Source organism: Streptomyces sp. L-9-10 (assembly GCF_004151105.1).
In the GTDB taxonomy this organism is placed as follows: domain Bacteria; phylum Actinomycetota; class Actinomycetes; order Streptomycetales; family Streptomycetaceae; genus Streptomyces.
This window is the reverse complement of the sequence record NZ_PHRF01000101.1, coordinates 1-2,076: the sequence shown is the minus strand read 5'-3', so window position 1 is coordinate 2,076 and position 2,076 is coordinate 1. Positions and strand designations below refer to the sequence as shown.

Genomic DNA, 2,076 nt, shown 5'->3' with positions numbered 1-2,076 from the left:
CTGGACCTCGTACGCGGACAGGTCGCTCTGGTCCTGGGGCACGCCGACGGTGACGCGGTCAACCCGGGCCGCGCCTTCCGCGACCTGGGCTTCGACTCCCTCACGGCAGTGGAGCTGCGTAACCGGCTCAACACCGCCAGTGGGCTGCGGCTCCCCGCCACGATGGCCTTCGACTACCCGACGGTTCAGACACTCGTCGATCATCTGCTCGATGAACTGCTCGGCGCCGATGCGGACGTGGCCCTGCCTGTGGCCGGGCGGACCGCCGCGGTGGCCGACGATCCGATTGTGGTCGTGGGGATGAGCTGCCGCTATCCGGGTGGGGTGGCCTCGCCGGAGGACCTGTGGCGGCTGGTCACCGAGGGCGCCGACGCGATCTCGGGATTCCCGACGAACCGTGGCTGGGACGTGGACGGTCTCTTCAACCCGGACCCCGACCACATGGGCACCTCGTACACGCGGGAAGGCGGCTTCCTGCATACCGCCGACGAGTTCGACCCGGCGTTCTTCGGGATGTCGCCGCGTGAGGCGCTCGCGACGGACTCGCAGCAGCGGTTGCTGCTCGAAGCGTCCTGGGAGGCGATCGAACGGGCAGGTATCGACCCGGTGTCGCTGAAGGGCAGCGCGACCGGTGTGTTCGCCGGTGTCATGTACAGCGACTACACCACTCTGCTGGGCGGCCCGGAGTTCGAGGGCTTCCAGGGAGGTGGCAGCACGAGTCTGGCGTCGGGCCGGGTGTCCTACACGCTGGGTCTGGAGGGGCCGGCGGTGACGGTGGACACGGCGTGCTCGTCGTCGCTCGTCGCGATGCACTGGGCCATGCAGGCGCTGCGCAGTGGTGAATGCTCGCTGGCGCTGGCAGGCGGCGTGACCGTGATGGCCACGCCGACGGTGTTCGTGGACTTCTCGCGCCAGCGGGGTCTGTCGCCGGATGGCCGGTGCAAGGCGTTCTCGGAGTCGGCCGATGGTGTGGGCTGGTCGGAGGGTGTCGGCATGCTGGTGCTTGAGCGGCTGTCCGACGCGCGGCGCAACGGCCACCAGGTGCTGGCGGTGGTCCGGGGTTCGGCCGTCAACCAGGACGGTGCGTCGAACGGGCTGACGGCGCCGAACGGTCCGTCGCAGCAGCGCGTGATCCGTCAGGCGCTCGCCAGTGGCGGACTCGCGGCCGACGATGTCGATGTGGTGGAGGCGCACGGTACGGGGACGACGCTCGGCGATCCGATCGAGGCCCAGGCGCTGCTGGCGACGTACGGGCGCGATCGCGACCCGGAGCGTCCGCTGCTGCTGGGCTCGGTGAAGTCGAACATCGGTCATACGCAGGCGGCTGCGGGTGTGGCGGGTGTGATCAAGATGATCATGGCGATGCGTCATGGGGTGCTGCCGCAGACGCTGCACGTCGATGCTCCGTCGTCGCATGTGGACTGGTCGGAAGGCGCGGTGGAGCTGCTCACCGAGCAGGCGCGGTGGCCGGAGGTCGGTCGTGCGCGGCGCGCGGCTGTGTCGTCGTTCGGGATCAGCGGGACGAACGCGCACGTCATCCTGGAACAGCCGACCACGGTGATCCAGGGAACGGTGGTCGCCAGGCCGGAGGCTCCCGTGGTGGAGCCGGGTGTGGTGCCGTGGGTGCTCTCCGGCAAGTCCCCGGAGGCGTTGCGCGGCCAAGCGGAGCGGCTGCTCTCCTATGTCGAGTCCGGTCCGGAGCTGCTGCGGCCGGTGGATGTCGGGTTCTCGCTGGCGACGGGCCGGTCGGTGTTCGATCACCGGGCGGTGGTGTTGGCGGGCGATTCCGCAGATGCGGTGCGGGCTCTTGGGGCTCTGGCGTCCGGTGACGTGGATTCGTCGGTGGTGTCGGGTTCGGTGGTTGGTGGGAAGACGGCGGTGCTGTTCTCGGGGCAGAGCAGTCAGCGGTTGGGGATGGGCCGTGAGTTGTACGGGCGGTTCCCGGTGTTCGCGGAGGCGCTGGATTCCGTACTCGCGATGCTGGATGCCGAGTTGGGGAGGTCTTTGCGTGAGGTGATGTGGGGCGAGGACGCTGATCTGCTGAATGACACGGGCTTCACTCAGCCCGCGCTGTTC

The 2,076-nt window shown here is 69.3% G+C and carries 1 protein-coding gene; it reads left to right on the top strand.

The genetic code is table 11. The features are described from left to right. The coding region (locus CU044_RS26095; protein WP_129771203.1) for a type I polyketide synthase at positions 1-2,076 on the top strand (2,076 nt) is incomplete at both ends.